Below are 22547 nucleotides of genomic sequence, written 5' to 3' on the forward strand. Positions count from 1 at the left end.
CGTTTTTAACTGCGGTTTGTTTGCCAAACTTCATCGCCTCATATTTCATAGCAATGTCTATTGCCGGTTGGTGTTGCGTTTATTGTTCTAAATTATTGCTAGTCAGTATTGCGTGGAATGCAGGAGTGCACGCAATCTAGCTCTTGCGCATCGGGCGGTGTCAGGCTTATCTGGCCGCCCGATGACGCAAAGGCAGATACAGCATGGATATTATCTGGCGCGGGATTTTGATTGGAATTGGCGCAACCGTCGTAATGGACTTGTGGGCGCTGATACTGGCCGCAATACCAGGGCAGAGGCGCCCAAATTGGGGGCTGGTCGGTCGCTGGTTCTGGCATCTCCGCCACGGGCAAATTTTCCACGATAATATTTCTGATGCCAAGCCCTATAAGCATGAAGTAGCACTTGGCTGGATTGGGCATTATGCGGTCGGTATTCTTTACGGTGTCATCTTTGCCATTTATGGTGGCGCGGAATGGTTTTCCGACCCGGTCTTTTTGCCGGTTTGGATTTTCGGTATACTGACAGTATCGGCAGGGTGGTTTTTGTTGCAACCCGGTTTGGGAATCGGTTGGGCGGCTTCAAAATTGCCGAATGCGCGTAATGTACGTTTGCTCAATCTTATTGCACATACGTTTTTTGCTCTTGGCATGTATGGCACGGCTTTGCTCTTACAAAGCCCATTTCAATCAGTTAGTTAGAAATAATCGCGCCCCTCTCGCAAATTGTCTTTTTTGAATCTGTTTCAAATATTTCCCGGCAAATGAGTGACTGGCGCGTGATGAAATCTCAGTCCACACTAAATCATGTCAACAAACTGGCATTCACGCGGCAGAACTGTGCTTTTGTCCGTGATGGGTGTATGGGGAACTTGTCCGACTGCAAATCTGCAGCGGCAACTAACATTATGGCAATCGCATAGGTTGCCTCAGCTCGGCTCTTGACGAAGCGCAACAAGTTGCGCGTCGTGAATTAACGCGAACTGAGGCGCCAATTGACGGGCGCTTGCCTTGGAGGGACGATGCTCGAAAAGCTGTTCAAATTACAGGAACACGGCACTACGGCGAGAACGGAAATCATTGCCGGCGTGACGACCTTCCTGACGATGTCTTACATCATCTTCGTAAACCCGGACATTCTGTCCACTACGGGTATGGATCGAAACGCTGTTTTCGTTGCCACCTGCCTTGCGGCAGCTCTCGGCTCGATCATCATGGCGCTCGTTGCGAACTGGCCTATCGGCATGGCGCCCGGCATGGGGCTCAATGCCTTCTTCGCCTTCACCGTAGTCGGGGCGATGGGCTTTTCCTGGCAGCAGGCGCTTGGTGCCGTTTTCATTTCCGGCATTATCTTCCTGATCTTGACGGTGACAGGCGTACGCCGCTGGTTGGTCGAAGGCATTCCGCATTCGCTGCGTAGCGCGATTGCCGCGGGTATCGGTATGTTCCTGGCCCTGATCGGTCTCAAAAGCGCTGGTGTTGTTGTTGGCAACCAGGCAACTTTGGTCGGTCTGGGGGATCTGACGAAAGCTGGCCCGCTGCTGGCGATTGCCGGTTTCTTCATCATTGCAGTGTTGGATGCCCTGAAAGTTCGCGGTGCGATCCTCATCGGTATTCTTGTCGTCACCGTTGCATCGATTGCTCTCGGTATCAGCCAGTTCGGCGGCGTTTTCTCGGCTCCTCCGAGCTTGGCGCCAACATTCCTTCAGCTTGATGTGATGGGCGCTCTGCATACCGGCATTTTGCACGTCATTCTGGTTTTCGTACTCGTTGAAGTTTTTGATGCCACTGGTACGCTGATTGGCGTGGCAAAGCGTGGTGGTCTGATCGAACCGGGTAAACCAAACCGTCTCGGACGCGCCCTTTTTGCCGATAGCACGGCAATCCTTGGTGGCTCGCTTCTCGGTACGTCTTCTACGACAGCTTATGTTGAAAGCGCGTCTGGCGTTCAGGCTGGCGGTCGCACAGGTCTGACGGCTCTGGTTGTTGCACTCCTGTTCCTTGCAGCCTTGTTCATTTCGCCGCTCGCCGGTTCGGTTCCGGCCTATGCTACGGCACCGGCTCTGATCTACGTCGCTTGCTTGATGATGCGTGAACTGACTGAGATCGAATGGCACGATGTAACGGAAGCCGCGCCTGCTGCACTGACGGCTTTGGCTATCCCGTTCACCTATTCGATCGCGAACGGTCTCGCCTTTGGCTTCATCAGCTATGTCGTGCTCAAGGCCTTCACCGGCAAGGCACGTGATGTGCATCTTGCTACCTGGTTGGTTGCTGCACTCTTCGTCATCCGCTTCGCATTCTTTGCGGAGTAACAATAGATGCGTCGGACCGAAACGGTCCGGCGCTTTTCTGCAACATCGGGAGGAATAGAACTGTGCAAACAGATGAACTGAAACTGCTTGAAAAACTGATCGACGTTATCGAGCAGGATGTCATTCCTCTGACCGAACGAGGCGTTGCGGAAGGCAACAAGGTTTTCGGCGCAGCTTTGTTGCGCAAATCAGATTTATCCCTTGTTCTTGCGGAAACCAACAACGAGACTGAAAACCCGCTCTGGCACGGTGAAGTGCACACTTTGAAGCGTTTCTACGAAATGCCGGAGAATGGACGTCCGGATACGAAAGACATGGTCTTTCTTTCCACTCATGAACCTTGCTCCATGTGCCTTTCGGCCATTACCTGGAGCGGTTTCGACAATTTTTACTACCTGTTCAGCCATGAGGATTCACGAGATGCTTTCTCGATCCCTCACGATTTGAAGATCCTCAAGGAAGTCTTCACGCTGGAGCCGGGTGGATATAACCGCGATAATGCCTTCTGGCACAGTCGTTCGATTCCGAAGATGGTTGCGTCGCTACCAGACGCTGACCGCCAGCGTCTCGGCAGAAGGCTCGATGCTATTTTCGCCAAATATGACGAATTGTCCGGTACTTATCAGGCGAGCAAAGATGGAAACGCTATTCCTCTCAATTGAGGAGAAATCGTTTCATGCGGTCATACGCCTGAAATAGGCACATGCCAAAGGGGATGCGCGATGTCGGATATTCGGCTCGCGCATTTTTCATGTCTGACAGGACGAGCATCATGACCTCTGACCATACAATATCAGCGATTGGCTTCTGCACCCCTACGGGTGACGGTAATTTCAGCACGCTTGAGGGCGCAATCCGCAACATTGTCGAACTCGGTTCGGAAGCTGTCGAACTGTCGCTATATGGCGAGGAAATAATCTCAGGCGGTCGTCTCATTCCGCATCGCGTGGATCGTCTCGTTGATATCACCAGACAGTTCGACATGCGCTACAGCGTTCACGGACAGATTGTTTCCAACTTCATGGATCGAGAGCATCTGGATTATCAAAAGGCGGTTGTTCGGGCGATGCTGGAACTCTGTGACCATGTCGGAGCGGAAGTTCTCGTTCATCACTCCGGCCATGCTCCGATGCCTGCACTTTCTCGTATTCCCGACCTCGACAAGATGGAACGGGACGCGCTCGCCGAAATGGCGGAGCTTGCGAAAACTTATGGCGTCCGGATCGCGCTGGAGAATATTTTCGCGATGAGCGATGCTGAATATCGCCAGACACCGGCTCAGGTTGCCGAAACAGTAGTTGCGGTCAATCATTCTTCCGTTTGCGGTCTGATCGATTTCAGCCATGCCTATATTGAATGCACACGTCTGGGGCTTGACTGGCGTTCGCAAGTTCGCGCTATGGCTCCGGTGACGGGGCATCTGCACGTTCACGACAGTTTTGGCCGTCCTTATACGATGACCAAGTTTTATCATCCTGCCGAGGCAACAGCACTCGGTATCGGCGATCTGCACCTGCCGATCGGCTGGGGTGATATTCCGTGGGAAGAAATTTTCGACGAACTGACTTTTTTGCCCGATACATTCCTGATCATGGAAATCGGAGAAGATCGTTTCAGTACCGAACAAGCCGACAGTCTCGCACGTGCTCGCAAGTTGGCTGAACGCGTCAACAACCGCCTGAAAGCAGCCTGAATGAAATGAAACAGGCCGCGCAAAGAGCGCGGCCTGTTTTTTTGGTTCAGGCTTTTACTATTTTCGGATTTCACCAAGCTGCTTTTGCACTGCGTCGATAATGTCATCGCCGATCTGGGACTTATATTTGGCATAGATCGGCTGGGACTTCTCAAGCATGCGAGCATGCTCTTCCGGTGACAGTGTGTTTACTTCCAGGCCCGCTTCCTTGATCTTCTCGAGCGACTTCTGGTTCAGTTCGCGAATGACTTTGCGTTCAACGTCGCGACCGACTACGGCACACTCACGCAAGGCGGCCTGTTCTTCCGGTGAGTACGTGTCGAAGATCGGCTTGGAATAAAGGAACAGAAACGGTGTATAGGCATGTTTCGTTTCCGTTACGTATTTCTGCACTTCGTAGAACTTGGACGTATCGATTGTGACGTAAGGGTTTTCCTGTGCATCGATAGCCTTTGTTTCCAGCGCCGAGAAAATTTCACCGAAAGCCATCGGAGTAGCGTTGGCACCAAAGTTCTGGAATGTGTCGAGGAAGATGTTGTTCTGCATCACGCGGACTTTCATGCCGCTGAAATCTTCCCACTTGTTGACCGGATGTTTTGAGTTTGAAAGATTTCGGAAGCCATTTTCCCAATAGGCCAGATTGACGAGGCCGACGGCAGCAAGCTTTTCGTCCATCATCTTGCCGAAGGGTCCATCGACGACGGCGTCTGCTTCTTTATCATTTGCGAAGAGAAATGGCAGATCGAAGACACCAAGTGCAGGAACGATGCCAACGAGCGGCGATGACGACGTGACGACGCCTTCCTGCACACCGGAACGCAGTGCCTGTGTGGCCTGCAAATCACCTCCGATTGCACCGCCCCAGAACGCGGTTATCTTCATCTTGCCGCCGGACTTTTCAGCAAGACATTCATTCATTGCCTTGATGCCATTGCCGACGGGATGATCCTCGTTAATGCCGTTCGAAACGCGAATATTGCGATCCTGAAACTCTGCAAATGCAGGAACGGTTAGCGCTCCCGCCATAAGGGCGGTCGTTGCCAGCATAATCAGTTTTCTCATTGAACTCTCCTCCCAGAGTTGATGTTAAACCTAATGAAGCCAGTTCATGGGTACCAATACGAGGCTTGGAAACAGAACCAGCAGCAACAATACGATCACCTGCGAAATCAGGAACGGATTTACGCCTGCGACCACTTTTCCTAGCGGAACCTTTGAGACGCCGCTCACGACATTCAGCACGACGCCCACTGGGGGCGTGATAAGTCCGATACTATTGTTCATGATGAACAGGACACCGAAATAAGCCGGATCAATACCTGCTTGTTTGACAATCGGCATCAGGACGGGTGTCAGGATGAGAATTGTCGGCGTGAGATCCAATGCCGTTCCAACAATCAGCACCAGGATCATGATCGCAAACATCAACAGTTTTGGGCTGTCGATTAACGGTGCAATATAACCGCTGATTTCTGCCGGAATGTTTGCGGCCGTTATCAGCCATGACGAAACCAGCGCCGAAGCGACGAGAAACATGATGATGGATGTTGTCTTGGCTGCTCGCAGGAAGACGCCGTAAAGATCGACAAATCTCAGCTCGCGGTAGACGAACATACCGACAAAGAGGGCATAGGCTGCGGCTACCACGGCTGCTTCAGTCGGTGTCATGACGCCCATACGTATGCCACCTAGGATGATGATTGGCATGCCCAGCGCCCACAGTGCGCGTCCGGTTGCTTGCAGCCGATCTTTGCCGGATTGCTTGGGAAGCACTTTGAGATTGTCTTTTCTGACGACGATCTGCCACGTGAAGAGCAGGGCGATACCCATCATCAGACCCGGCACAATGCCAGCCATGAAAAGCTGCGTTATGGATACATTGGCGGCAACGCCGAATACGATCATAGCCATAGATGGCGGGATAACAGGTGCAATAATGCCACCGGCAGCCATAAGTCCGGCAGAGCGCGGGATATTATAACCCGCTTTCGCCATCATGGGGACGAGGATCGTTGCAAGCGCTGCAGTATCTGCAGCAGCTGAACCCGATACGCTGGCCATGATGATGGCCGCAAGAATGGCAACGACACCGAGACCACCTCGAATATGGCCAACGCAAGCTATGGCGAAATCAATGATGCGACGGGACAAGCCGCCTGAATTCATTAGTTCCCCAGCCAGAATGAAAAAAGGGATTGCCAGAAGGGTGAAGGAGTCAACACCAGCAATCATATTCTGTGCAATGATTTGTGTGTTGAACATCCCCATGTACAACATGAGAATGACACCGCAGAACATAAGCGAGAAGGCGATCGGAACACCAATGGCCATAGCGCTGAGGAGTGAGCCGACAAATACTACAAGCGTCATGTCGTTTACTCCATCAGATGATCGAGCGAATGTTCGCCCGCAAAGGTGGCAATTTCCTCATCGGTCAGACGACCGGTGACAGCGCGCAGGAAACGCTCGGCCGCGATGATGAACATTGCGCCGCCGGTGAATAGTCCGACGCCGTAAACCCAGATCATCGAGAGCCCGGTGACGGGTGCAACCATGCTGGCGTTGATGTCGAATTGTTTCCATGTGCCCCAGAAGAAAATTCCCGAACACAGTGCGACGATCAGATAGCTGATCGCCATGCAGGTAATGCGACCCTGCCGCCCGAAACGGGCAACGAGCGTCTCGATGCCCAAATGGCTGTTCTCGCGAAAAGTAAGAACGGCTCCGAGAAACGATACCCAGACGAAGAAATAACGCGCAAGTTCTTCCGATACGGTCAGTCCGGAATTTGCGGCGTAGCGCAAAATCACGTTGACAAAGACCATAATGGCCATGCCGGCGAGGAGGAAGACGAGAATTGCGCCAAGCATCTTGTAGAAGAAATCTATGGCTTTCGTCATATATCCGTCCTCAAATTTTATCGAGCAGATTGCGCGCTTGCAGGTTTCGGATCAGCGCCCTTATGCCGAATGTCCATTCGGGACATTTGTCGGTCCTGTCGACCCAATTGACGAGGCAACCGAGCTTGGGAGTTGATATCTCCACACGGTCGCCGACTTCATGTGTGAAACCTTGTCCGGCACCGCGACGGTCCTTGACAGGTGCGAACATCGTGCCGAGGAACAACACGGCGCCGTCTGGGTATTGATGATTGCGGTTCATCATCTGCGATGCAAGATTTTCAGGATCGCGACTAATCGCTTCCATCGGGCTTTCGCCGGTCATCTCGAAACCGTCAGCTCCGTGAACAGTCAGCGACAGCTTGAGCTTGCGCAACACATCCATAGTGAATTCGCCATCGAACAGGCGAATAAAGGGACCGATAGCGCAGGAAGCATTGTTATCCTTGGCTTTGCCGAGCAAAAGAGCCGAACGCCCTTCGACGTCCCTGAGATTGACGTCGTTGCCCAGAGTTGCTCCAACAATGCGTCCATCAGAAGCGACGACCAGAACCACTTCCGGTTCAGGATTGTTCCATTGTGAAATCGGTAGAATACCGACAGTTGCGCCGCATCCAACGGCGGACATCGGCTGGGACTTGGTGAAAATCTCTGCATCAGGGCCAATACCCACTTCCAGATATTGTGACCAGAGCCCCATTTCTTGAAGGAGCGCTTTAACCTCCGCCGCCTTTTCGGAACCAGCAGCGACGCCTCTCAAATTGTCGCCAATGACAGGGGCCAGACGTTCGCGAATTTCACGGGCGCGGGAGGGGTCGCCTTTTGCCTGTTCTTCAATCACGCGTTCAAGCATGCTGTCAGCAAAGGTGACACCGGCTGCTTTGATCGATTGCAGATCTATGGGAGCAAGCAGCTCTCCGCGATCACCGGAAAGAAAATCGTCCAGAGAGCCGAGATTGGTGAAGTTTTCTGTGCCATCTAACTCGCGTAACAGTGAGCTGTGCTCCAGAAGACCCGAAACTGTAGCGGACAAACTGGATATATCGTGCACATGACCGTCTTTCACCAGTACTGGACAAGGGCCGTTTTCGGCCTTCGACCATACGCGACCGATCAAGATCGCAGAATGGCTGTCCTCGGGCAAAATCGCCGTTGCTTTCACTTCACGCTTGTCTTGCACAGATATCCTCCCATTTCATGACCTTTCCCATAGGTCATATGTTGTCAGGATGTCTGACAACAAGAGCGTTATTGTTATTAGCAGTCTGGGGCTGTGTCCAGACTTTAGGCCGAGCTAACATCAAAAATTAGATCGATCTGTTTTTCTTCGGCTGACGGTATAGGCCTTGTCCATTTCTGGATGAAGTTCCATGCCAAGTCCTGCGCCGGGTGGAACCGTGATCATCCCGTTCTTCACTTCGGGCAGGGCCGTGACCAGATCGCGATACCAGGTCTTGTAGAATGCGCGGACGCTTTCCTGAATGAGGGCATTCGGTGCATTCAGTGACAGGTGCGTTGAGGCACACAGGACGACTGGTCCGGTACAATCATGAGGGGCGACCGGCAGATGCCAGGCCTCCGCCATGGCGGCAATTTTGCGGGCTTCCGAGAGACCACCACACCAGCTCAAATCGAGCATGACGACGCCAGCTACACCCGTTTCGAGAAGATCACGGAACGCCCAACGACTCCCCAGTGTTTCAGAGGCACAGATCGGCGCTATGCTTGCTTCCGCATAGCGCTTGAGACTGCCAAGACTATCCATCTTGATCGGGTCTTCGTGCCAGAAGGTCTTGAAAGGCGCGAGTTCATGGGCGATCTGCATGGCGGGTAAGAGCTGCCACATTGAATGAAATTCAACCATGATATCCATGCGGTCACCGACGGCTGCACGGATTTTCTCGAAAGGCTGTAATGCCGCCTTTAGATCAGGCTGAGAGATATACTGCCCGCGTGTCTTTTCTGCCGCCATGTCGAATGGCCAGATTTTCATCGCCGTTATGCCCTCGTCCAGCAACGAGAGCGCAAGCTCGTCTGCGCGGTGCAGGAAGCCATTAAGATCGTCATAATTAGCGCCAGCACCCGCCAGACCATAATTGGCGGATTGCTGGCCGGTAGCCTTCTTGATGTATTCAGTTCCGGCGCAGGTATTATAGGTTCGGATGGACTGACGGCTGAAGCCGCCGAGAAGTTGAGCAATCGGGAGGTTGGTAGCTTTGCCGTATAGATCCCACAGGGCAATATCGAAAGCGGAGTTGCCGCGCACTTCCGCGCCGGTTGAACGGAAACCGAGATAGCCCACAAGGTCAGATGCCAGCAGATCGATCTGCAAAGGATCGCGACCGACAACGCGCGGCGCAACATATTCGTGGAGATAGGCCTCGACGGTCTCGGACATGAAAAAGGTCTCACCGAGTCCGGTAATTCCTTCGTCCGTATGAACTTCCACCCACAACAGGTTTGGCCGTTCGGCGATACGGATGGTTTCGATTGCGGTGATCTTCATTGCACCTCCCAATGCAGCCCGATTGCCTGCAAACTAGCTTTTCTGACCTTCATTGAGCTTTTCAAGATGAAGGAGCAGGGCGCTGTGATCTTTCTCACCACCGCCTTCGTCCACGAAAGCTGCAAAGGCTTCGCGTACGGTCTCCGTCAATGGCAAGCTCAACGATAGGTCGCCCGCAGTCTTGAGGATCGAATTGAGATCTTTGAGCTGGATGCGCGATGTGCCGCCCGGCTCAAAATTTCGGTCAATCATCCGTTTGCCGTGCAGTTCGAGAATGCGGCTTTCACAGAAACCACCGCGGATGGCGTCGCGGAATGCTGCCCGCGACCCACCGCCTTTTTCAACCAGAACCATTGCTTCAGCGATTGCTCCGATAGTTACGGCGACAATCTGCTGATTGGCAAGTTTTGCGAGCTGACCGGCACCTGACGGGCCGACGCGGGTGAGGCGTCCCATTGGTTTGAACACATCGGCAAGGCCTGCGATGATCGCTTCATCTCCTCCGGCCATGATGGCAAGCGTGCCTTCCTGGGCACCCACTACGCCACCGGAGACCGGGGCATCGATGTGATTGATGTCAATTGCCTTTAGATGCTTGGTATGTTCGCGTGCGAAGTCTGGTGAAATTGAACTCATGTCAATGACTGCACTGCCTTTTTTCAAGGCTGCTGCGGCTCCTTGATCGAAAAGGACGTCGCGTACTGCCGGGCCATCGGTCAACATCGTGATGACTAAATCCGCTGTCTCTGCTGCCTCGGCGGCAGACTGAGCAAGTTTGGCACCTTTTTCAGCAAGAGGGGCAGCCTTGGCGCTGTTCCGGTTCCAGACGGTTACATCAAAGCCTGCATCCAGAAGCCGACTGGCCATTGGTGCGCCCATCAGGCCGGTTCCAAGAAAAGCGATCTTGCGTGTCAACGTTGGCCTCCCATTTCATCTTCGATGTGAACGCGAATGATCTCATCAAAGGATGTTTCTGCGGTGAAGCCAAGAGCCTGGGCGCGTTTTGCTTCAAAACCGGGAGCCCAGCCTGCAACCATACGCATGATCATTTCATCTGGCTCGTGGCGGATCAGACCTACCGCCTTTTCCCCCGCAACGCGACGTAATGCTTCAATCTGCTCGCCTACAGTCGCACTGAGACCCGGCATGGAAAGATTGCGACGTGCTCCAACTGCTTCCGTATCGATGGTGGCTCCATGGATTAGAAAGCCGACGGCTGAGCGCGGCGAAGCATGCCAATGCCGGACATCTTCAGGAACAGGCAAGATTGCTTCTTGCCCGGAGAGTGGCTCACGCAGGATATTGGAGAAAAAGCCGGATGCAGCCTTGTTCGGTTTGCCGGGGCGTATGCAGATAGTTGGCAGGCGAATGCCGATGCCGTCGAAGAAACCGCGCCGGGTGTAGTCTGACAACAGAAGTTCACTGATAGCCTTCTGCGTGCCGTAGCTCGTCAACGGGGTCGTGTGAAATTCATCAGGGATCGGGTAGGGGAGCGGAGCACCAAAAACGGCAATAGACGATGTGAAAACCACGCGAGGCTTATAGCCGTCAGCAATGTGTGCAAGCCTGATCGCATCGAACAGATGGCGGGTGCCATCCAGATTGATTCGATACCCCTTGTCGAAATCCAGTTCTGCTTCACCGGACACGATTGCCGCGAGGTGGAAGATGATGTCAGGGCGTCCTGACACGATCTTCAGAGCGGTTTCCATGGTAGATATATCTGCTGCCAGAGTATCGACCGATCCTGCAAAGCCTTTCGGAGGTTCCGCTGCAACGATATCGATAAGTGTCAGTTTTTCAACTGGAGTTTCCCCGAGATGGCCGTCGTTTGAAAGGCGCTGCGTTAGTTTGCGCCCGACCATGCCGGCAGCGCCGATGATTGCAATATGCATCTGGAAGGCTCCTCCTTGCCTCGCAGCCGACCCTACTCGAAAACGTGGCGTCGGCTACCATTACGACACTTCTCCAGTCTCCCACCAGATTTGTGTTGTAGGGTTGTCTGATAACCTTATATGTAGGCGTTGAAAACAGTTTTCTCCGTCTTGCCACAGGAATGAAACGGAAAAGCCTGCCGCATCTTAAAAACTGTCGTACATCCGCGACAGCGCATTGCATATCGGTAAAGCCAAGAGGATATCATGTACGGTTCGGGGGACATGACTGGAAACAAGCAGGCTGATCTCGTTGCTCTTTTGGGCGACGATCTGGTTATGACCGGGAAAAACGACATGCTTGGCTATTGTCGCGACTGGCCGGGAGATGTGGAGAATACGGCAGTTGCTGTGATCCGACCACGCTCGACAGCGGACGTTTCTGCTGCGGTTAAAGCCTGCGCCTCACTGGGATTGTCTATCATTCCGCAAGGCGGAAATACCGGTCTGGTGCAGGGAGGCGTGCCGGATGGGCGCGACAATCTCGTCATTCTAAGTCTTGAGCGAATGAATCACATTCGGAAGATTGATCCGGATGATTTTTCGGCGGTTGTGGATGCCGGTTGCATTCTCTCCGAACTGAAAGACAAACTGGCAGCCGAAGGGATGTTTTTTCCATTAGCACTTGGTGCACAGGGAAGCTGTCGCATCGGGGGAAATGTCAGCACCAATGCCGGAGGCATCAACGTGTTGCGTTATGGCATGACCCGTGAGCTGGTTCTGGGGCTGGAGGTTGTGCTGCCAGACGGTACGATATTCAATGGTCTTTCGACGCTGAGGAAAGACAATCGTGGGATTGATCTGAAACAGCTATTTATCGGGGCAGAAGGCATTTTGGGAGTGGTGACCGGTGTGGCAATCAAACTTATGCCCTTGCCGGACAAGGTGGAAACTGCCCTGCTGGGGCTCAATTCGCTGGATGACGCGATTGCCCTTTATCGGCGCGCGCGTGTGCAGTGCTGTGATTTGATGTCCGCTTTTGAATTCATGCCGCCAGTGGCTTTTACCTTGGCGCTAGAGGCGATGCCAGAACTTGCCATGCCACTAGGACAATACCCGGCCTATGTCTTGATGGAGGTCTCGGGTTCAGGCCTGGTCGACATACTATCCTTGATGGAACAGTTTCTCGCGGGCGCGATGGAAGATGGCCTCGTTCTTGACGGGACAATCGCGTCCTCTCGTGCGCAAGGTCAAAATCTCTGGACATTTCGTGAAGCTATGAACGAAGGACAGGCGCTGCGTGGCAAGCACCTGCGTACCGATATCTCGGTCCCTCTTTCAAAGCTGGCATCATTCGTCGGAGAAGCAGAAAGGGAACTGGCTAAGGTCCTTCCAGATTGTCTCGCCGTTTCTTATGGGCATGTCGGCGACGGCAATGTGCATCTCAATGTCATTCCAGAAAGCAATCTCGATGTTGCGGCGAAAGACAAGAAGATCAAACTTGCCAAGGAAACGATCAATGCTGTTCTGGATCGTTACGCAGGCAGCATCAGTGCAGAGCACGGCATTGGTCGCCTCAAAAGGGAAGATTTCGAGAAGTGCATTGACCCTGCACGACGAAAACTGCTTGAAGGTATCAAGCAAGTCATCGATCCGGACAATATCATGAATCCGGGCTGCCAGCTTTCTCTTGACTCTTCAAAAGGCTGACGACACACCACTTGCACGGGCAATCAGGGAGACTTCATCAATTTGTTTGGCGAAATCAGGCGTAATGAGCAGCTTCCGGGGCGTATTGCTTCGGAAATTACGCGGCAGATCAGTGAAGGTAGTCTTCTGCCGGGACAAAAGTTGCCGACAGAACATAATCTTGCACAAAGCTTCGGTGTCAGCCGGTCGGTTGTACGTGAAGCGATTGCCCAGTTGCGTAACGAGGGCCTGGTTGAAACCCGACAGGGTGTAGGTGCGTTTGTAACGGAACCCGACAGGCGACATGCTCTCCGCATAGAACCTGAAACACTTGCCAATCGTGACAGTTTCCGCAGCCTGTTCCAGTTGCGAATGGCGTTGGAGATAGAAGCGGCGGGGCTAGCTGCGGTGCATCATGATGAACATGATATGATGCAACTGAATGAAGCGCTCGCAGAGATGAGCGGTTCGAAAAAATGGACGGATACCGGTATTGCCGCTGATCTGACATTTCACCGTGCGCTCGCTTCCGCAACACATAACGAATATTTTCCGCTGGTTCTGGGTTTTATTGCCGAACGCATCAATCAGGCGATCAATGCGGCGCGTGCGCGGGCGGTACTAGAGCAGATTGTCGAGATTACAATCAATGAACACACCGCAATCAGGGATGCGATTCGCTCACGTGATCCGTTGCGAGCGCGCGAAGTGATGCGCCAACACATTGTGCAGGCGGCAAGCCGCGTCGGTCTCAAACTGGAAACTTTCTGATGGCTCCTTCTTTCGAACTATTCAGTCTGGAAGGGCGCATAGCCCTGATTACCGGCTCAAGCCAGGGCATCGGCTTTGCATTGGCTCGTGGGCTTGCAGAACATGGAGCAACGGTAATCATCAATGGCCGTGATCAGAACAAAGTGGATAAGGCCGTTACGCTACTGGAAAACGAGGGCCATACGGTCTTTGCGTCCGTTTTTGATGTGACGGTTGCTGAAGAAGTTCGTGCAGCTATTGATGCGATTGAAGAGGAAATCGGTGCGCTCGATATTCTGGTCAATAATGCCGGGATGCAATATCGCGCGCCGCTTGAAGATTTTCCGATCGAGAAGTGGCAGCAGCTTCTGGAAACCAACATTTCCAGCGCATTTTATGCTGGGCAGGCAGCTGCGCGCCATATGATCCCACGAGGACACGGCAAGATAATCAACATTGCTTCGGTTCAAAGTGAACTGGCACGACCTTCAATTGCACCTTATACGGCAACAAAGGGAGCGATCCGTAACCTGACGCGCGGCATGGCCACCGATTGGGCCCGACATGGCTTGCAGATCAATGCAATTGCTCCCGGCTATTTCAAGACGCCGCTGAATCAGGCATTGGTTGATAACCCCGAATTTACGGCATGGCTGGAGAAAAGGACGCCGGCGGGCCGTTGGGGTGACGTGGAAGAGTTGGTCGGCGCTGCAGTATTCCTGAGCAGCGATGCGTCCTCTTTCGTCAATGGGCAGGTTTTGCACGTCGATGGCGGCATGACCGCGAGTGTATGAGGAATTGATGCTGCGTATTATCGTTATGGGTGTTTCGGGTTCCGGAAAATCAACCGTAGGCGAGAAGATTGCCGATGAACTGGCGCTCCCGTTTCTTGAGGGCGACTCTCTTCATCCGAAGTCCAATGTCGATAAGATGTCAGCGGGCATCCCCTTGCAGGATGAGGATCGTTGGCCCTGGCTCGACAAAATCGGTGAACGTCTCGCTGCTTCGACCGACGGAATCGTTGTTTCCTGTTCCGCACTGAAGAAGAGCTATCGTGATCGTCTCCGCGCTGCTGCTGGTACACCGGTGCTGTTTGTCTTTCTGGATGGCAGTTTTGAAGTGTTGCACGAACATATGGGGCATCGCACAGGCCATTTTATGCCGGTAACGATGCTGGAAAGCCAGATCGCTACACTAGAAAGCCCTGTTGGAGAACCGCTGGTCTTCCGTGCAGATATCGCCGAGACCGTGGAAAAAATTGTTTCCGACAGTCTCGAATGGATACGCTCAGTTCAGTTCTAGGACTATTTCAGGGGCCAGAAGAACATCAGTGTTGGGACTGTTACAATCGCTATAATGATTGATAGCGGTAATCCCAGACGTGGATAATCGCTGAATTTATAACCACCTGGCCCCATGACCAGCGTATTGCATTGATGACCGATTGGCGTGAGGAAGTCACACCCTGCGCCGATCGCAACCGCCATCAAAAAGGCCTCCGGCTTGAAACCAAGTCCGGAAGCAAAACTTGTGGCGATGGGAGCCATGACGAGCACCGTCGCAGCATTGTTGAGAAATGGTGTCACCATCATCGCAGCTACAAGAATGAGCGCCAACGCACCTGCTGGCGGTAACTGATGGCCGATTGTGGCGAGCCCTTCTGCGATGAGGTCCGTGCCGCCGGTTGTTCGCAGCGCATCCGAAACCGGGATGAGTGCCGCAAGCATCACCAGAATTGGACCGTCGATTTCGTCATAGACCTCGTTGAGAGGTATCACCTTGAACAGCAGCATGGCGACAGCGGCGGCAAAGAACGCCACCGCCACTGGTACAAGGCTTAACGCGGTTGCCCCGATGGCAGCGATCAGAATGGCGAGCGGGATCAATCCGCGCCGAACGCTGCCAAGCATAAGCTTGCGGCGGGCAAGCGGCAGCAATTCGAACTCCGGCAGGAAGGTGGACAGATTTGCTTGTCTGCCTTGCAGTACGACCACGTCACCGAAACGGAGAATGACCTCACTGAGCCGCTCAGTAATACGTTCGCCTGGCCGGCTGACCGCCAGGAGGTTCAGATCGTATCGCGCAAAAAGGGCAAGTCTCTGGGCAGTTAGGCCGATTAGGCGCGAGTTCTTGCCGATAACAGCTTCCACAACCTCTATGTCGGTGGAACCGCTTGTCTCGGACGGATTGCGGTTCTCGGACAGGGTAAGCTTTCCGGCACTTATGACAGCATCGAGTGCTTTTGGATCACCTTCAAGAAGGACAACATCGCCTTCGTTCAGGATCGTATCTGGAAGTGGCGTCAATCGTTGGTCGTTGCGTATGATGGAAGTCACCATCGCTTCACCTTCAGCTGCCTTGATGAGATCGGTCACGCGCTTGCCGGTCATCGTCGAGTTCTTGGTGATACGCGCTTCGGAAGCATAATTCTTGATCTTGATTGCCTCATCCAGCGATACGTTTTCGCGAGTGCGCTGGGGAACGAGCCAGTAGAAGAGTACCAGATAGACGAGTCCTACGACTGATAGTACAGCGCCGACAGGCGTAAAATCGAACATTGTGAAGGGCTCACCAACCATTTCGCCGCGAATGCGAGAAACAACGATGTTGGGTGAAGTGCCCACCTGGGTCATCAAACCACCGAGCAACGCGCCGAAGGCCATAGGCATGAGAAAGGTCGATGGAGAAACATTGGAACGACGTGCGAATTGGAAAGCAACCGGTATCATGATTGCCAGTGCGCCGACGTTTTTAACAAAAGCTGAGAGAACAGTGACGACTGCCACCAGCACGGCAAGTTGGAGTCGCACACTGTTCATTTCTGGCAGAAAACGCTGCACCGCCGCCTGCATAAGGCCGGAACGTGCGACACCCGCACTGACCACCAACGCACTGCCAACGATGATAACGATGTCGTCGCTGAAACCCGAAAATGCGTGATCGAAGGGTACAACCCCAACTGCTATTGCCAGGAGAAGTGCACAAAGTGCGACCACATCATAACGGAACTTGCCCCAGATAAACGCTCCCATCATGAGTATGATTACTGCGAAGGAGAGTATCTGCTGATGCGTCATCTATCGGGATTTCCTCACAGGCGGAAAAATATTCCACTTCTCTGTAACCGATAAATTCTAAAACAGAAATCGATTATTATAGCGGGTTGCGCTCCGTTGAAGGGCGCAACCCGTTTCATGTCAATCAGTTACACGTTGGCCATCATTGTTGAAAACATGCACGTTTCCAGAGGAAGCGCCAACTCTGACAGTCTCATCAATGTTATGTGCCGACCGCCCGGCAACGCGGAAGATAAGCGGCTTGCCATCTGGCAAAGCAGCGTGGATGTAGCTTTCTGCACCGACGAGTTCGACAGCTTCAATACGAATGGTTGCATTAAATCCGTCAGCATCCGGCTCGCTATCTTCCAGAATACGGATATCCTCTGGGCGAACGCCGATGGTGAAACTCCCGTCAGGTTTTTGCACCGCGCTGCCGGTCGCCCAACCGGTGCTTTCTGTGCTTTGCAGCAGGTTCATTGATGGGGAACCGATAAATGTCGCGACGAAGGTGGAGGCAGGTTTTTCGTAAAGCTCAATCGGCGTGCCAACCTGTTCGATATGGCCGGCATTCAGCACGACAAGACGATCAGCCATGGTCATGGCCTCCATCTGGTCGTGTGTCACGTAAACGCTGGTGGTGCCAAGCGAGCGCTGCAGGCGCTTTATCTCGACACGCATCTGCACGCGCAGTTTCGCGTCCAGATTGGACAATGGTTCATCAAAGAGGAAAGCTGCCGGTTCGCGCACAATGGCGCGCCCCATGGCGACACGCTGGCGCTGACCACCAGAAAGCTGGCGTGGTTTGCGCTCAAGAAAAGGTTCGATTTCCAGCGCTTTCGCAGCCTTGGCGATGCGGCGCTCGATTTCGTCCTTTGGTGTCTTGCGGTTCTTCAGACCATAGGCAAGGTTTTCCCGAACCGTCATATGCGGATAGAGCGCATAGTTCTGAAACACCATGGCAATATCGCGTTCTGCGGGTTCTACTTCGTTGACCACGCGATCGCCAATGGAGATTGTGCCGGATGTAATACCTTCGAGACCCGCTATCATGCGCAGGAGAGTGGATTTACCGCAGCCTGAAGGGCCTACCAGCACCACAAATTCACCGTCGTGAATCTCCAGCGATACGCCTTTGATGACTTCTACATTGCCGCCATAGCTCTTGCGGACGTTATCAAGAACGATTTTGCTCATTACTTTTCCGTTTCAACGAGACCTTTGACGAACCAGCGCTGCATCAACACCACAACGAGGATCGGTGGAATGATGGCCAGAATGGCTGTTACCATGACGTAGTTCCACGGTGTGGATGCGTCAGCCCAATCGACCATGCGGCGCAGGCCGATGATGATCGTGTTCATCTTGGCATCATTGGTAACGAGTAGTGGCCAGAGATACTGGGTCCATCCGTAAATGAAGAGAATGACGAAAAGCGCTGCAATATTCGTCTTCGAAAGGGGGAGCAGGATATCCCGCATGAAACGGAATGGTCCGGCATTATCGATACGTGCTGCTTCAACCAGTTCACCCGGAATGGTAAGGAAGAACTGACGGAACAGGAATGTCGCTGTCGCGGATGCCATCAATGGCAGCGTAAGCCCAGCATAGGTATCGATCATGCCGAGGTCCACGATCACCTTGTAGGTCGGCAGAATACGAACCTCCACAGGCAGCATCAACGTTATGAAGATCATCCAGAAGAAGAACATGCGCATCGGAAAGCGGAAAAACACAATCGCGAAAGCCGACATGAACGAAATGATGATCTTGCCGACGGCGATTGCCATTGCAACCACGAACGAGTTCCAGAGAAGTCGTTCAAGACTTACACCAACAACACGCTCCACACCGCCAAAGATGGCTTCGCCGTAGTTTTCGACGAAATGATCGCCGGGCAACAGCGAGATTGGCGGGCGAATGATCTGCGTTGACGTCATCGTTGAAGCGACGAAGGTGTAGTAGATCGGAAAGGCAACAATAATGATGCCTAGGATCAGGATCAGATGGCCGATCAGGCTGGAGATTGGGCGTTTTTCTATCATTGTCGCCTCACTCACGAATAATGCACGCGCTTCTCAACGAAGCGGAACTGGAACGCTGTCAAGGCAATCACGATTGCCATCAAAATAACTGACTGTGCCGAGGAAGAACCCAGATTCAGATTGACGAAGCCATCGTTGTAAACCTTGTAGACCAGCGTTTCGGTGGCTTTGGCAGGCCCGCCGCCGGTCACGGCATGGATGATGCCGAACGTGTCGAAGAAGGCGTAAACCGTATTCACGACCAGCAAGAAGAAGGAGGTCGGTGCAAGAAGTGGAAATACGATAGACCAGAATCGCCGTGCGCCGCGCGCGCCATCAATGGCTGCTGCTTCGATCAACGATTTAGGAATTGCTTGTAAGCCTGCGACAAAGAACAGGAAATTATAGGAAATCTGCTTCCAGGCCGCGGCAACGACGACGAGGCCCATAGCCTGATTGCCGTCAAGCAGCGGATCCCATGCAATGCCATTACGGCGCAGAATATACGCAAAAGTACCCATCGCTGGGTTGAACATGAAGAGCCACAACATGCCGGCTACAGCAGGAGCTACGGCATAGGGCCAGATCAGGAGCGTACGATAAAATGTCTTTCCACGGATGACGCGATCTGCTGCCGTTGCAAGCAACAATGCTGCGCCCATGGCAAGCAGCGCGGTCAGAACATTAAAGACAATCGTTACTCTGAATGAATGTAGATAGTTCGGGTCGGCCAGAACGGTTGTGAAGTTCGCAAGGCCTACAAAAGTAGACTTCAGCCCGAATGCGTCTTCACGCATGAAAGACTGATAAATTGCCTGACTGGCTGGCCAGAAGAAAAACACCACAGTCAGAACGATCTGCGGGGCCAGCAGGAAGTAGGGCAAGATTTTATTTGGAAAGGTAACTTTCTGCACGGGGAGCTTCCTCGTGGGTGACAAGGCCGCCCACCACAAGGGCAGGCGGCGTTGTGTTTATGTGATCAATTATTGAGCTGCGGCAATCGCGTCGTTGGCGCGCTTGACAGCGTTTTCAAGTGCAGTTTTCGCATCCTGCTTGCCGCCGAGCATTGCTTCGAACTCTTCGTTCAGAATATCGCGCACCTGCGGCAAGTTGACGAGACGCACGCCCTTCGAATTTTCGGTCGGCGCCTTGCCCATCATCTGCAGGATAGGCGTTTCGCGGCCCGGATTCTTTTCATAGAAATCCGACTTCTTGGTTTCCTCGTACGCCGCCAGTGTTACAGGCAGATAGCCGGATTTTTCGTGCAGCTTGACCTGAATTTTGGTTTGCGAGAGGAAGTTGAAGAATTCTGCGACGCCCTTGTATTGTTCGTCGCTAAGGCCTGCGAAGACCCACAGAGATGCACCGCCAGGGATCGTATTCTGCGGGCCGTGACCTTCGTAGTAAGGCAGCTGGCCGATGCCGTAATTGATACCCGACTTAACAACATCGCCGAGGCCGCCGGAGGATTCGGTCAGCATTGCGCATTCACCAGAGGTGAAAAGCTGCTTGGCTTCCGATGTGCGGCCGCCGTAGCGGAACGTACCGTCTTTCGCGAGATCGGCAATCGACTGGAAGTGCTGAATGTAAAGCGGCGAGTTGATTTCGAGCTTCACATCGGTGCCGCCGAGACCGTTTTCATTCGTGCCATAAGGAACGTTGTTCCAAGCCGCGAAGTTTTCGGTCTGAATCCAGGTCAGCCATGTGGAAGTGAAACCGCACGGTGCCGCACCGCTGGATTTGATCTTCTTGGCAGCTTCGAAAACTTCAGGCCAGGTTTTCGGCGGATTGTTTTCGTCGAGGCCAGCCTTCTTGAAGGCATCCTTATTGTAATAGAGGATTGGTGACGAGGAGTTGTACGGAAAGGACAACATGGTTCCGTCTGGCTTCGAATAGTAAGCGACGATGCCAGGCAGATACTGCGACTTGTCGAACTTGAAGCCACCCTTTTCCAGAACTTCTGCAGCTGGAACCATTGCGCCTTCGGCTGCCATCATAACACCACTACCGGCGTCGAAGACCTGAAGGATCGCGGGGGGCTGCTTGGAACGGAACGCGGCAATGCCGGCATTCAGCGTTTCAGGATAAGTTCCCTTGTAGACAGGAACAATCTTGTATTCGCTCTGGCTTTCGTTGAACTCCTTCGAGAGTTCATTGACCATTTCGTTGTTGGCACCGGTCATGCCGTGCCACCATGCCAGCTCCGTCTGGGCAAATGCCTGAGAACTGATGGTGAGGGCGAGGGCGCTTGTCAGCGCCGAAGTCGTGATCAGACGGATAAGCATGTTTCCTCCTCGAGTGTGAGATTGCGTGAACATTTGAGTTCCTTGGTGATGGTCTCAAAGCCCCGACATCTGCAATATTTTCATTGCACCTATATGAATGCAATTTTTGCCAAAGGATCAACCTTCGATTCTTCCAATGGCAGAATAAATCCGAAAACGATAGCGTTCAAAACGAAAAAAACCGAAAGGAAAGTGATATTCGTGGGGAGAACATGCGCATAATTAATGGGTTGGGAACGCCAAGTAATGCCATTTCCGCATGATGACTGCTGGTTCGCCGTTCAACGGATTGACCAATGTGCAAGACTGAACTGATATATGCCTTTCGAATCTGACCGGCGGTTTTATTGAGTTTTGTCTTCAACCGGATCGGACATTGCCCAACTTGCTGACAGGTGAAGTTATGCCGAGTGACGATCGCAGGAAAAGTCGCGTTACGCTGCTGGATGTGGCACGCCATGCCAACGTATCGCGCGCGACGGCTTCCCTTGTTATCCGCAAAAGCCCGTTGGTGGGAACAGTAACGCGCGAAAAAGTAGAGAAAGCCCTTCAAGAGTTGGGCTATGTCTACAATATGGGGGCTGCTAGCCTCCGGGTAGAGAGATCGAATACGGTTGGCGTCATCGTACCCACCCTTGGCAACCCGTTTTACGGCGAATTGCTTTCAGGAATAGACAGTGTTGTGGGTGAAGCAGGGCTGGTCGTTCTTCTCGCCAATAGTCACGAGAACTTCACCAATCAGAGTACCCTTATGCAGCGTATGCGTGAGCATGGTGTTGATGGCGTGATCGTTTCGCCAACAGCGGAAACAGCACCGGAGTTCGTCGAGCAGCTTGCTGACTGGGGCTTGCCTATTGTGCAGGTGTTGCGTCATGTGACCGATCGTGTCGATTACGCAGGCGTTGATTACGCGGGTGGTATGCGGCAGGCGGTTAATCATCTGGCTACACTTGGGCACAGGACAATCGCATTCGCTGTGCACGGGCCGATTCATTCCGCTTACCGCGAACGTGTCGAAGGTTTTCGCGAGGCAATGCAACAACAAGGGCTCGATCCTGAGATGATTGTCCGCTTTCCGCAGACGATGCCGGATATCGCTAAAGCGGCTCCGCTTCTCTTTCAGGACGGCCGGGAGCCGACAGCTGCAATCTGCTTCAATGACGTGATTGCGCTAGGCCTTTCGGCAGGGCTTTATGATTGCGGGAGAATGGTTGGTGGGGATTTTTCGTTGATCGGCTTCGACGATGTAAGCGATGCTGAAGCGACCCGCCCCCGGTTGAGTTCCGTGTCAACCCGACCTGTTACAGTTGGTGAGAATGCCGCTGGATTGCTTCTTTCCCGTTTGGCAAACCCGGAAAAACAGGCGCAGCGGATCATCAGTGAAACATATTTGCGAGTTCGACAGTCCTGTGGACCGGTGAGAGCCTCTGTTATCTAATCCCAATTAATGATTGAC

21 protein-coding genes are annotated in these 22547 nt (G+C 53.0%); 9 read left to right on the plus strand and 12 right to left on the minus strand.

Features of this window, described 5'->3' with window-relative positions; all coding sequences use genetic code 11:
• Nucleotides 1–203: 203 nt before the first annotated feature.
• The 4 genes from KWJ32_RS02300 (at nucleotide 204) to KWJ32_RS02315 (ending at nucleotide 4007) form a co-directional block, all read left to right on the plus strand.
• The gene (locus tag KWJ32_RS02300) at nucleotides 204–701 is read left to right on the plus strand and encodes a DUF2938 domain-containing protein (protein WP_012093138.1); all 498 of its coding nucleotides are present in this window, start codon (nucleotides 204–206) and stop codon (nucleotides 699–701) included.
• A gap of 320 nt (nucleotides 702–1021) precedes the next feature.
• The gene (locus KWJ32_RS02305; protein WP_010658955.1) at nucleotides 1022–2314 is read left to right on the plus strand and encodes an NCS2 family permease; all 1293 of its coding nucleotides are present in this window, start codon (nucleotides 1022–1024) and stop codon (nucleotides 2312–2314) included.
• A gap of 62 nt (nucleotides 2315–2376) precedes the next feature.
• Nucleotides 2377–2976: a nucleoside deaminase gene (locus KWJ32_RS02310; protein WP_012093137.1), complete on the plus strand. Its 600-nt coding sequence runs from the start codon at nucleotides 2377–2379 to the stop codon at nucleotides 2974–2976.
• Nucleotides 2977–3086: 110 nt separating this feature from the next.
• Nucleotides 3087–4007: a sugar phosphate isomerase/epimerase gene (locus KWJ32_RS02315; protein ID WP_012093136.1), complete on the plus strand. Its 921-nt coding sequence runs from the start codon at nucleotides 3087–3089 to the stop codon at nucleotides 4005–4007.
• Between the two features lie 57 nt (nucleotides 4008–4064).
• On the opposite strand, the gene KWJ32_RS02320 is transcribed toward KWJ32_RS02315, so the two are convergent.
• The 7 genes from KWJ32_RS02320 to denD form a co-directional block, all read right to left on the minus strand.
• Nucleotides 4065–5069 carry a TRAP transporter substrate-binding protein gene (locus KWJ32_RS02320; RefSeq protein ID WP_151609494.1) on the minus strand — a complete coding sequence of 335 codons (1005 nt, stop codon included), beginning with the start codon at nucleotides 5067–5069 and terminating at the stop codon, nucleotides 4065–4067.
• Nucleotides 5070–5099: 30 nt separating this feature from the next.
• Entirely contained in the window at nucleotides 5100–6377 is a 1278-nt protein-coding gene (locus tag KWJ32_RS02325) for a TRAP transporter large permease subunit (RefSeq protein ID WP_012093134.1), read from the minus strand.
• Between the two features lie 5 nt (nucleotides 6378–6382).
• Nucleotides 6383–6907: a TRAP transporter small permease gene (locus tag KWJ32_RS02330; protein WP_010658950.1), complete on the minus strand. Its 525-nt coding sequence runs from the start codon at nucleotides 6905–6907 to the stop codon at nucleotides 6383–6385.
• A gap of 10 nt (nucleotides 6908–6917) precedes the next feature.
• Nucleotides 6918–8087 (minus strand): fumarylacetoacetate hydrolase family protein, encoded by a 1170-nt coding sequence (locus tag KWJ32_RS02335; RefSeq protein ID WP_012093133.1) that lies wholly within the window; start codon nucleotides 8085–8087, stop codon nucleotides 6918–6920.
• A gap of 120 nt (nucleotides 8088–8207) precedes the next feature.
• Complete coding sequence (locus KWJ32_RS02340) at nucleotides 8208–9413, minus strand: mandelate racemase/muconate lactonizing enzyme family protein (RefSeq protein WP_012093132.1); 1206 nt, start codon at nucleotides 9411–9413, stop codon at nucleotides 8208–8210.
• Nucleotides 9414–9446: 33 nt separating this feature from the next.
• Nucleotides 9447–10328 carry an NAD(P)-dependent oxidoreductase gene (locus tag KWJ32_RS02345; RefSeq protein WP_012093131.1) on the minus strand — a complete coding sequence of 294 codons (882 nt, stop codon included), beginning with the start codon at nucleotides 10326–10328 and terminating at the stop codon, nucleotides 9447–9449.
• A complete protein-coding gene (gene denD, locus KWJ32_RS02350) occupies nucleotides 10325–11308 on the minus strand; it encodes a D-erythronate dehydrogenase (protein ID WP_012093130.1) in 984 nt (327 codons plus the stop codon). The genes KWJ32_RS02345 and denD overlap by 4 nt, the downstream gene beginning before the upstream one ends.
• Before the next feature lie 246 nt (nucleotides 11309–11554).
• Between denD and KWJ32_RS02355 the strand changes: the two genes are divergently transcribed.
• Genes KWJ32_RS02355 through KWJ32_RS02370 form a run of 4 tightly spaced genes read left to right on the plus strand, consistent with a single transcriptional unit; the run spans nucleotide 11555 to nucleotide 15028 of the window.
• On the plus strand, nucleotides 11555–12997 hold the full coding sequence (locus KWJ32_RS02355) for an FAD-binding oxidoreductase (RefSeq protein ID WP_012093129.1): 1443 nt from the start codon (nucleotides 11555–11557) through the stop codon (nucleotides 12995–12997).
• A gap of 42 nt (nucleotides 12998–13039) precedes the next feature.
• Nucleotides 13040–13747, plus strand: coding sequence for a FadR/GntR family transcriptional regulator (locus tag KWJ32_RS02360; protein ID WP_012093128.1), 708 nt, complete (start codon nucleotides 13040–13042; stop codon nucleotides 13745–13747).
• Nucleotides 13747–14520: an SDR family oxidoreductase gene (locus tag KWJ32_RS02365; RefSeq protein WP_012093127.1), complete on the plus strand. Its 774-nt coding sequence runs from the start codon at nucleotides 13747–13749 to the stop codon at nucleotides 14518–14520. Before KWJ32_RS02360 ends, KWJ32_RS02365 begins: the two co-directional genes overlap by 1 nt.
• 7 nt (nucleotides 14521–14527) lie before the next feature.
• Nucleotides 14528–15028: a gluconokinase gene (locus tag KWJ32_RS02370; RefSeq protein ID WP_012093126.1), complete on the plus strand. Its 501-nt coding sequence runs from the start codon at nucleotides 14528–14530 to the stop codon at nucleotides 15026–15028.
• A 2-nt stretch (nucleotides 15029–15030) separates the two neighbouring features.
• On the opposite strand, the gene KWJ32_RS02375 is transcribed toward KWJ32_RS02370, so the two are convergent.
• The 5 genes from KWJ32_RS02375 to ugpB form a co-directional block, all read right to left on the minus strand.
• Entirely contained in the window at nucleotides 15031–16803 is a 1773-nt protein-coding gene (locus KWJ32_RS02375) for an SLC13 family permease (RefSeq protein ID WP_012093125.1), read from the minus strand.
• 120 nt (nucleotides 16804–16923) lie between these two features.
• A complete protein-coding gene (locus KWJ32_RS02380; protein ID WP_012093124.1) occupies nucleotides 16924–17979 on the minus strand; it encodes a sn-glycerol-3-phosphate import ATP-binding protein UgpC in 1056 nt (351 codons plus the stop codon).
• The gene (gene ugpE / locus KWJ32_RS02385) at nucleotides 17979–18827 is read right to left on the minus strand and encodes a sn-glycerol-3-phosphate ABC transporter permease UgpE (RefSeq protein ID WP_010658939.1); all 849 of its coding nucleotides are present in this window, start codon (nucleotides 18825–18827) and stop codon (nucleotides 17979–17981) included. The genes KWJ32_RS02380 and ugpE overlap by 1 nt, the downstream gene beginning before the upstream one ends.
• 11 nt (nucleotides 18828–18838) lie before the next feature.
• Nucleotides 18839–19720, minus strand: coding sequence for a sn-glycerol-3-phosphate ABC transporter permease UgpA (ugpA, locus tag KWJ32_RS02390; protein ID WP_010658938.1), 882 nt, complete (start codon nucleotides 19718–19720; stop codon nucleotides 18839–18841).
• 69 nt (nucleotides 19721–19789) lie between these two features.
• On the minus strand, nucleotides 19790–21091 hold the full coding sequence (gene ugpB / locus KWJ32_RS02395) for a sn-glycerol-3-phosphate ABC transporter substrate-binding protein UgpB (protein ID WP_029927219.1): 1302 nt from the start codon (nucleotides 21089–21091) through the stop codon (nucleotides 19790–19792).
• Nucleotides 21092–21494: 403 nt separating this feature from the next.
• On the opposite strand from ugpB, the gene KWJ32_RS02400 reads away from it, so the two are divergent.
• Nucleotides 21495–22529 carry a substrate-binding domain-containing protein gene (locus tag KWJ32_RS02400; protein WP_012093122.1) on the plus strand — a complete coding sequence of 345 codons (1035 nt, stop codon included), beginning with the start codon at nucleotides 21495–21497 and terminating at the stop codon, nucleotides 22527–22529.
• Nucleotides 22530–22547 lie beyond the last annotated feature (18 nt).

It is taken from the genome of Ochrobactrum sp. BTU2 (assembly GCF_024539785.1).
GTDB lineage: Bacteria > Pseudomonadota > Alphaproteobacteria > Rhizobiales > Rhizobiaceae > Brucella > Brucella anthropi.

Excerpts from the sequence above, each read along its gene's own strand:
- KWJ32_RS02370 (WP_012093126.1), top strand. The coding sequence starts at position 14,528 with ATGCTGCGTATTATCGTTATGGGTGTTTCGGGTTCCGGAAAATCAACC.
- KWJ32_RS02340 (WP_012093132.1), bottom strand. The coding sequence starts at position 9,413 with ATGAAGATCACCGCAATCGAAACCATCCGTATCGCCGAACGGCCAAAC.
- KWJ32_RS02380 (WP_012093124.1), bottom strand. The coding sequence starts at position 17,979 with ATGAGCAAAATCGTTCTTGATAACGTCCGCAAGAGCTATGGCGGCAAT.
- KWJ32_RS02375 (WP_012093125.1), bottom strand. The coding sequence starts at position 16,803 with ATGACGCATCAGCAGATACTCTCCTTCGCAGTAATCATACTCATGATG.
- KWJ32_RS02320 (WP_151609494.1), bottom strand. The coding sequence starts at position 5,069 with ATGAGAAAACTGATTATGCTGGCAACGACCGCCCTTATGGCGGGAGCG.
- KWJ32_RS02365 (WP_012093127.1), top strand. The coding sequence starts at position 13,747 with ATGGCTCCTTCTTTCGAACTATTCAGTCTGGAAGGGCGCATAGCCCTG.
- KWJ32_RS02400 (WP_012093122.1), top strand. The coding sequence starts at position 21,495 with ATGCCGAGTGACGATCGCAGGAAAAGTCGCGTTACGCTGCTGGATGTG.
- denD (WP_012093130.1), bottom strand. The coding sequence starts at position 11,308 with ATGCATATTGCAATCATCGGCGCTGCCGGCATGGTCGGGCGCAAACTA.
- KWJ32_RS02355 (WP_012093129.1), top strand. The coding sequence starts at position 11,555 with ATGTACGGTTCGGGGGACATGACTGGAAACAAGCAGGCTGATCTCGTT.
- KWJ32_RS02330 (WP_010658950.1), bottom strand. The coding sequence starts at position 6,907 with ATGACGAAAGCCATAGATTTCTTCTACAAGATGCTTGGCGCAATTCTC.
- ugpB (WP_029927219.1), bottom strand. The coding sequence starts at position 21,091 with ATGCTTATCCGTCTGATCACGACTTCGGCGCTGACAAGCGCCCTCGCC.
- KWJ32_RS02315 (WP_012093136.1), top strand. The coding sequence starts at position 3,087 with ATGACCTCTGACCATACAATATCAGCGATTGGCTTCTGCACCCCTACG.
- KWJ32_RS02325 (WP_012093134.1), bottom strand. The coding sequence starts at position 6,377 with ATGACGCTTGTAGTATTTGTCGGCTCACTCCTCAGCGCTATGGCCATT.
- ugpE (WP_010658939.1), bottom strand. The coding sequence starts at position 18,827 with ATGATAGAAAAACGCCCAATCTCCAGCCTGATCGGCCATCTGATCCTG.
- KWJ32_RS02300 (WP_012093138.1), top strand. The coding sequence starts at position 204 with ATGGATATTATCTGGCGCGGGATTTTGATTGGAATTGGCGCAACCGTC.
- KWJ32_RS02305 (WP_010658955.1), top strand. The coding sequence starts at position 1,022 with ATGCTCGAAAAGCTGTTCAAATTACAGGAACACGGCACTACGGCGAGA.